The following is a 7,205-nucleotide window of genomic DNA, read 5'->3' on the forward strand; positions in this document are numbered from 1 at the left end:
AGTCCCGCTTGGCACCCGCCCGTTCCTGCGGCGCGCGGTGGAAAACGCCTGATCCTAAGTTTCGGGCCCCCCACCCCTGTCCCCTCCCCGTAAGGGGGAGGGAGACGCTGTGGCGGAAATCTTCGTCACCGCAACCACCGGGTTCGCGGTTCCTTCTTCTCCCTCCCCCTTGCGGGGAGGGGTCAGGGGTGGGGTCCACAGCCACCAGCCCGTCAATGTGAGCTTTGAGATGTCGAACGAAATCGTCACCGACGTGGTCATCATCGGCGCGGGCCCCGTGGGCCTGTTCGCCGTGTTCGAGCTGGGGTTGCTTGATGTCAAATGCCACCTCGTCGACATTCTCGACCGGCCGGGCGGGCAGTGCGCCGAGCTCTATCCGGAAAAGCCGATCTACGACATTCCCGGCTTCCCGATGGTCACCGGGCAGGGCCTCGTCGACAACCTGATGCAGCAGATCGCGCCCTTCGGGCCCGAGTTCCATTTCAACCGGATGATCACCGGGCTCGAAAAGCTCGCGGACGGTACCTTCCGTCTGACCACCGATGCCGACGAAGTCTTCCTCTGCAAGGTGGTGGTGGTCGCCGCCGGCGGCGGCTCGTTCCAGGCCAAGCGCCCGCCGGTCGAGGGCATCGAGGCCTACGAGAACAAGTCCGTCTTCTATGCCGTGCGCAAGATGGAGGATTTCCGCGACCAGGACGTGGTGATCGTCGGCGGCGGCGACAGCGCGCTCGACTGGACGCTCAACCTGCAGCCGATCGCCCGCTCGCTGACCCTTGTCCACCGCCGCGACGCCTTCAAGGCCGCGCCAGCCTCGGTGAACAAGATGAAGGAGCTGGTGATGGAGGGAAAGATCAACTTCCTCCTCGGCCAGATCGGCAAGATCGACGGCGCGGACGGTCAGTTGCACCACATCCACATCACCATGGACTCAGGCGACATCCCCGTTCCTGCAACGCGGCTCCTGCCGTTCTTCGGCCTCACCATGAAGCTCGGCCCGGTCGCCGACTGGGGCCTCGAGCTCAACGACAACCTGGTCAGCGTCGATACCGAGAAGTTCGAAAGCTCGATCCCCGGCATTTTCGCCATCGGCGACATCAACGCCTATCCGGGCAAGCTCAAGCTTATCCTCTCGGGCTTCCACGAAGCCGCCCTGATGGCGCAGGCCGCCAAGGCGATCGTCTCGCCGGGCGAGCGGGTGGTGTTCCAGTACACGACGAGCTCCACCAAGCTGCAGAAGAAGCTCGGCGTGGTGTGATTTCGCCATTGCGGGCGGTGGGGTGCGATGCTGCAGTCGTCGCCTCCCTCCCCCTTGAGGGGAGGGAAAGAGGAAGGGGGTGGTGCAGTCGGCACCGTGCCCGCCTCGCGACCCCGACCCCCGGCCCCTCCCCTCAAGGGGGAGGGGAGCGAGGATGACACCGGTGCATTTTTCGAGTAATGCGCACCCGACTTTCGCCAGCACGCAGATAGCGCACCGATGAAAATCCAAGTCACCGACCAGTCCGGCGTCGAACACGAGCTCGAAGGGCTCGATGGCTGGCGGACGATGGAAGTGATCCGGGACTGGGGGCTCAACATCAAGGCCGAGTGCGGCGGCGCCTGTTCCTGCGCCACCTGCCACGTCTATGTCGAGGACGGCTGGCTCGACAAGCTCCCCCCGCCCAGCGACGACGAGGAGGACCTCCTCTATTCGACGCTCGACAAGAAGCCGAACTCGCGCCTCAGCTGCCAGATCCTGTTGTCGGACGAACTGGACGGGATGAAAGTGACCCTCGCCCCGAGCGCGGCAAAGGATTCCGAAGTGGCGTAATGGCAGCGGACAGCGGACGTCCTGAGGTCAAAAAGGACGCCCGCTGCTTATAGTGCTCCCGTTGCGGCGGACCTCGGGAGCATCATCCGGGCTCTTTGGGCCCGTTACTGAATCTGCGCCACCGCGCTTCGGGCGGGGCGCAGCAAACTGCCGTAGACCCAGCCGCTTCGCCCGGTCTCATCGGTGATCAGCACCCAGCCGCGCACGGTGTCGGTGACATTGACCCAGCTTCCGCCCTTGAGGGTGAACACCTGGGGATTGGTCTTCTTCGGCCCCGAGCGAACCCGCACGGCCTCGACCGCGACGGTGTGGGTAAAGGCCGGTGCCGGCGACACTGCCAGGGGAGCTGGCTCTGTGAGGGCGACAGGCGTCACCGGCACCGATTTCGCGACGTTGAGATCATCTGCCTTGGCGACGGGCAGGCGGGCGACATAGCTCGGCTTGCGGTTGGTGGTCTTGACCGGGCTGCTGGCGGCAACCTTGGCCACGGTTTCCGCGGTAAAGCTCAAACCGGCGACGGTGAGCGCCCCGCATCCAAGAATCACTGCCGAGAACAATGCGAACGAACGTAAGGCGCGGGCCAATTTCAGCTCCTTGTGGGGAGACCGGCGACCACCCGGACGGGTTGGCCCTCATGACGGGCCGCCTGGCCACCGTTCTCGCAGCCACATAAAGTTGCGGAGCGTCCAGAGGTTCCGCGGGACGCTGCATTTCAGGCCGATCCGGACTTTGGTCCCTATTCCAGGGCGGTCACTGGCCCTTCCGCCTCGCGATCAGGCGGGCTTGGGCGCCCGCGCGCCGGCCCACTGGTTGACGATCAGCCCGGCCATCACCAGCACCACGCCGACCAGCTGCAGCGGGCTCGGCACGACGTTGCGGATCACCGCATCGAGGATGAAGGCGACGACCGGCGTCACCAACACGAACGGGATCACCGTGGCCGCGCCGAGCGCCACGATGGCCCGGAACCACAGGATGAAGGGCAGGGCGGTCAGCACCACCGCGAGGACGCTCAGGCCCAGCACGCTGGTCCAGTCGAGCGACGCCGGCAAATCGCCGATAACCAGCGCCAGCACCGCGAGCTCGGTGCCGCCGATCAGCAACTGCCAGGCGGTGAAGCTGACCAGCGACATCTCCGCCGGCCGGCCCCAGCGGTTGATCAGGATGCCGCCGAGCGAGCCAGCGACGACGCTCGCCAGCGCCGCGGCGACGCCCAGCATGTCGATCCCCGCGTCACCGCGCAGGATCACCAGCGTCACGCCGACCGCACCGATCAGGATCGAGACAATCTTCATGAGGGTCGGCGGCTGGCTGAGCAGGGCCCAGGCGAGGAGGATGGCGACCAGCGGCCCGAGCGTCTGGAAGGTGCCGGCGACACCGCCCGGCAGGCGGATGGCGGAGATGAAGAGCAGCGCGAAGAACGCCCCGAAATTCAGCGTGCCGAGCGCGATCAGCTTGGGCCAATAGCCCTTGGGCACCCGTTGCCGCGCGATCGCCAGCAGCAGCAGGCCACCCCCCAGCGCCCGCACGGCGCCGATGAAGATCGGATTGTGCGGCAGCATGGTGGTGGTGATGATGTAGGTAAAACCCCACAGGATCGCCGCGAGGAGGGCGGCCAGTTTCAGGTTCATGTCGGGGCCCGGGAATCGAAGGCGGGAAGGGCAGGGTAGGCGGAACGAAGCAAGCTGGAAACCGGCATCGTGCCCCAACTGACTCCCTCCCCGTAAACATGGGGAGGGAGACCCTCATACGGACAGCTGTGTTTTCGTCTCACTCCCCATTCTTAGGGGGAGGCGACAGGGGTGGGGGTCCACAGCCACCGGACTGCGGGGGTCAGCCCATTCATTCCCCATTCAGCCATCCCATCCTACCCACCACCCCGTCGCGGTGGGGCGCTCAGAGGGACGGGAAAATGGATCTCTACACAATCTTCAAGTTTCTGCATGTCGCGGCGGCCATGGCCTGGATCGGCGGCGGCGTGACGCTGTTCGCCATGGGCATGTTCGCGGCCAGCCGCAAGGACGAGGCCGAGATGATGCATGTACTCGGCAGCGTCGGCTTCATGGCCAACCGCTGGTTCGTCCCGGCCTCGCTGGCGACGCTGGTGTTCGGTATCGCCATGGCGACCTTGGGCGGGCTCTGGGGGCAGGCGTGGGTGGTGCTCGGTCTTCTCGGCTTTGCCGCCACCTTCTGCACCGGGCATTTCGTCCTCCGCATCAAGGCGATGGAAGCCGGTGCGCTGATGGGCGAGGACAGGGTATCGGAAGCCGCCGCGGTCGGCCGCAAGCTGATGCAGGTGGCGAAGTTCGACTACGCCATGCTGTTCACGGTGGTCGCCCTCATGGTGTTCAAGCCGGCCTGGACGGATTTCGTGACCCTGGGCCTTGCCGCGGCGGTGCTGCTGGCGGCCGGCTGGTTCTTCCTCGCCGGCGGTTTGCGGCGCGACGAGACCGTCCCTGCCTGAACGAAACCGGCCCGCCTTCGGGCGGGCCGTTTGGTGGGCAGCGTCGCCCTCAGTCCTCGTCTTCGTCGTCCTCATCCTCCTCGTCGTCGTCGAAGTCGGAGTCGATGAGTTCGGCCACTTCCACCGAGCCGCCGTCGACGAGGATGGGGCAGCCTCTGGCGATAGCGATGGCGCCCTCCATGTCCTCGGCCTCGACGATCGAATAGCCGGTTACGGGAACGGCAGGGGCTTCGGAGACGGAGCCGTCGGCCTGTACGGTCCTCGTTGCGCCGACCGGGCTTCCGAGGTCCAGCATTGCATCGCCGGTTTCGTCGAGCCAGTCATTCCAGGCTTCCATCACGGCAGCCTGCGCCTCTTCACCCTCGGGAGTGCCACCGCCATGGTAGGCGAGGAGGTAATTGGGCATCGCTGTTCTCCATCGTTGCCGGCCGCGTGCCGGGGATGAAAAACGGGTAGCCCGCAGATGCGACTCTAGTGTGAAGGCCGTCAGGCAGTTTTGCGCTCGATCTCCTCGAGCGACCGGCGGGGCGTCGCAAAGCGCGCGATCCAGTCGGTGAAGCGCTCGACCCAGATGCCGAGATTGGTCCGGACCCGCTCGTCGGTGATGCTGCCCTCATCGTCGATCGCGCCCGGGCGCGACTGGAAATAGACCTCGGGCGCGCCCATCAGCGCGAGGCCCAGCACCGGCAGGATCGAACGCAGGTGCGCCTGCGCCGCTGCCGTGCCGCTGACCCCGCCCGTCGCCCCGGCGATCGCGCCGGGCTTGCCCGACCAGACGCCGTCGCCATAGGGCCGCGATGGCCAGTCTATGGCGTTCTTGAGCAGGCCCGGGATCGAGCGGTTGTACTCGGGGGTGACGAACAGCACTGCGTCCGCCGCGGCGATCTCGCGCTTCAGCCGGATCACCTCGGCCGGCGGGTCATTCCACAGCGCGTCGTCGTAGAAGGGCAGGTTGCCGATCTCGATGAAGTCGAATTCCAGCTTGCCGGCGGCCAGCTTTTCCAGCGCCTTGGCGAGCTTCAGATTGGAGGAAGTCGGGCGCGTGCTCCCGACGAATACGGCGATCCGATACATCGGCGCCCTTTCGGTTACAAATTGTGACTGAGTGGGGATATGTGCCTTAGGTCGCCCGGTTGCAAGTCAGCACAAGGTTCATGCTGGTATGCGCTGGGCGGGACGCGGGGGGTGGTCGTCTCCCTTCCATTTGTAAGGAGGGATCAAGGGTGGGATGGCCCCGGCCTCGCTGTTGCCGGTGATGAGCCGCAGCAGAGACGGCCCCTCCCGAGCCCTCCCATAAAGGGGGGTGCCGCTGGTGTGTCTGGCACGATCGCGACCGAATCGATGCGCACCTCCCCCTTGTGGGGGAGGTTGGGAGGGGTCCCCCCTGTGTCAGTAGGGCAGGTAACCGGAGGTCTATCAGCCAGGGAGCGGCAGTCACTGGCGGTAGTGCTTTCGTCTCCCTCCCCATATCTAGGGGGAGGGGACAGGGGTGGGGGTCCGGCGGCACACCGCTTGTGATGGCCCGCTACCCCTTCTTCTCCGCATTCAGCACATTCGCCAGCTCCGGAATGAAATCCTTCACCATCGGCTGCTTCACCACGTCGAACGGCAGCGGCCGGACCACACGCATCGCTGCAATCCCCACCCGCACCGTCATCAGCCCGTTGACCACGCCTTCGCCCAGCCGCGCCGACAGCTTCGCCGCCAGCCCCTGGCCGACCAGCTGCTCGACCACGCCATCGGTCAGCACCAGCCCGCCGGTCACCGCCAGATGGGCGAGAATGGCCCCGATCAGCCGCCAGGTGCCGATGAAGCCCGGCCGCGCGCCATAGAGCCGGGCGATGTCGCCGCCCAGCCGCACGCTCTCGAAGATCACGAACGCGATGTCGATCAGCGCCCGCGGCGACACTGCCGTCACCAGCGCCACGCGCCGCGCCGACGCCGCGGTCAGCGCCCGCGCCCGGGCATCGAGCGGCGCCATCAGCAGCCGCTCGCCGAGCCGCACGTGCTCTGCGCCGTCGAAGATATGCCGGGCGTTGGCGTCGAGCTCCTCGCGAGCCCGCGCCAGGTCCGGCCGGCGGGCGTAGATTTCGAGCAGCTCGCGCGTGATCGCCGCGCCGTCCTTGTTGCGGTCGCTGGCCAGCGCCGCGATGGCGGCGTGGCGCAGCTTGTCGAGGGCGCGGAGCCGCATCAGTGGGGCGGCTTCGCGGATGATGATGACCACCAGCGCCACCACCAGTACGGCGAGGACGGCGAGGCCCACCCAGCCGAGCCAGGGCTGCGAGGCGAACAGGTCGGCGATCAGCCGTTCCGCGACAAGGCCCAGCGCCAGCGACACCAGTATCCCGCCGGCAGTCCAGGCCACACGCCCGACCCAGCCGAGCAGGCGCGGTGGCCGCACCGCGTCGTCGAGAGGCACGTCGATTTCGGTGATCGGCTCGATGGTCTCGGGCAGGGCAACGACCTGCGCCGGCTGGAAGGCGCGCGGGCGGCGCGGCTCATCGGCCGCGGCAGTGCCGGTGGAGATCGGGCGAGCAAAAGGCGGTTTCATCTGAGCCAGTCCCCGATCAGGTAATCGAGCGCCCGATCGAAGCGGATATGCGGCAGCACCACGTTGCCCTCGGTATTCTTCTCCAGCCGCTGCGGCGGCTCGAAGCGCATGAACTTGAGCGCGACGGGGCGGCCATCCTCGAACAGTGACTCAGGATGCTCCGGCAAGTCACCGGGGAACAGGGCGATTTCGGATTTGCCGTCGTAGGTGACGCCGTCCAGCACTTCGCCCTTCTGCGGCGTGCCGACGATCACCTCGTGCCGCTCGCCGCCTTCCTCCACCACGCTCTCCCGCGTCGCCCGGATAGCGGCAAGCGCGATCGATTTCGTCGTCGCTCCGGCAAACTTCGCCCGCCGCGCCGCCTGCGCCACCAGCCGGTTCAT

9 protein-coding genes are annotated in these 7,205 nt (G+C 66.8%); 3 read left to right on the forward strand and 6 right to left on the reverse strand.

Going from position 1 to position 7,205, the window contains the following annotated elements:
* Positions 1 to 229 precede the first annotated feature (229 nt).
* Complete coding sequence (locus tag JWQ89_RS15280) at positions 230 to 1,255, forward strand: NAD(P)/FAD-dependent oxidoreductase (RefSeq protein ID WP_299642365.1); 1,026 nt, start codon at positions 230 to 232, stop codon at positions 1,253 to 1,255.
* Between the two features lie 219 nt (positions 1,256 to 1,474).
* On the forward strand, positions 1,475 to 1,807 hold the full coding sequence (locus JWQ89_RS15285; RefSeq protein ID WP_299642366.1) for a 2Fe-2S iron-sulfur cluster-binding protein: 333 nt from the start codon (positions 1,475 to 1,477) through the stop codon (positions 1,805 to 1,807).
* 104 nt (positions 1,808 to 1,911) lie between these two features.
* Here the strand turns inward: JWQ89_RS15285 and JWQ89_RS15290 are convergent, their stop codons facing one another.
* A complete protein-coding gene (locus JWQ89_RS15290; protein WP_299642368.1) occupies positions 1,912 to 2,391 on the reverse strand; it encodes an SH3 domain-containing protein in 480 nt (159 codons plus the stop codon).
* Positions 2,392 to 2,580: 189 nt separating this feature from the next.
* Entirely contained in the window at positions 2,581 to 3,438 is an 858-nt protein-coding gene (locus JWQ89_RS15295) for an EamA family transporter (RefSeq protein ID WP_299642369.1), read from the reverse strand.
* A gap of 281 nt (positions 3,439 to 3,719) precedes the next feature.
* On the opposite strand from JWQ89_RS15295, the gene JWQ89_RS15300 reads away from it, so the two are divergent.
* On the forward strand, positions 3,720 to 4,271 hold the full coding sequence (locus JWQ89_RS15300) for a DUF2269 family protein (protein ID WP_299642370.1): 552 nt from the start codon (positions 3,720 to 3,722) through the stop codon (positions 4,269 to 4,271).
* A 49-nt stretch (positions 4,272 to 4,320) separates the two neighbouring features.
* Here the strand turns inward: JWQ89_RS15300 and JWQ89_RS15305 are convergent, their stop codons facing one another.
* The 4 genes from JWQ89_RS15305 to JWQ89_RS15320 all read right to left on the reverse strand — a co-directional run.
* Entirely contained in the window at positions 4,321 to 4,677 is a 357-nt protein-coding gene (locus tag JWQ89_RS15305; protein ID WP_299642371.1) for a YciI family protein, read from the reverse strand.
* Positions 4,678 to 4,757: 80 nt separating this feature from the next.
* Entirely contained in the window at positions 4,758 to 5,345 is a 588-nt protein-coding gene (locus tag JWQ89_RS15310; protein WP_299642373.1) for an NAD(P)H-dependent oxidoreductase, read from the reverse strand.
* A 451-nt stretch (positions 5,346 to 5,796) separates the two neighbouring features.
* On the reverse strand, positions 5,797 to 6,822 hold the full coding sequence (locus tag JWQ89_RS15315) for a TIGR01620 family protein (protein WP_299642374.1): 1,026 nt from the start codon (positions 6,820 to 6,822) through the stop codon (positions 5,797 to 5,799).
* The coding region (locus JWQ89_RS15320) for a YcjX family protein (protein WP_299642375.1) at positions 6,819 to 7,205 on the reverse strand (387 nt) is incomplete at its 5' end. The genes JWQ89_RS15315 and JWQ89_RS15320, both read right to left, overlap by 4 nt.

It is taken from the genome of Devosia sp., assembly GCF_028290645.1.
Taxonomy (GTDB): domain Bacteria; phylum Pseudomonadota; class Alphaproteobacteria; order Rhizobiales; family Devosiaceae; genus Devosia_A.